1 protein-coding gene is annotated in these 317 nt (G+C 38.5%); it reads left to right on the top strand.

Translation table 11 applies throughout. From position 1 onward, the window contains the following. Nucleotides 1-317 (top strand): phosphotransferase-like protein (locus tag JKP73_RS22415; protein ID WP_438874678.1); only part of this gene is annotated, 317 nt, incomplete at both ends.

Here is a 317-nt window from a genome sequence, read left to right as displayed (position 1 = left end):
ATTTAGGAGCAGCTATCGTATCCATGTATCATGCCATGGATCAGTCAATTCGAGTCCATAGCACGTTAGGGCTAAATGTCGTTGTTGAAGTAGGTCATCATTATAGTTATTCAACTTCAGTGGAACTGTTACCTATCTGCGCCAATATCATAAAGGAATTACCGGTGTTACTTGTAGGGATTTATTGTCCAATTGACACCATCATGGAACGTGGAATAAACACTTGGCAGAATAAATATGAAGAAGATGGAACGATTCCCCCAAACGTTAAACTTTGGCAAGAACCTGTTCATAAAGTTGGTATTTACGAATTACAA

This window comes from Virgibacillus salexigens (assembly GCF_014905415.1).
Taxonomy (GTDB): Bacteria; Bacillota; Bacilli; order Bacillales; family Amphibacillaceae; genus Virgibacillus; species Virgibacillus salexigens.
This window is presented reverse-complemented; position numbering and strand designations above follow the sequence as displayed.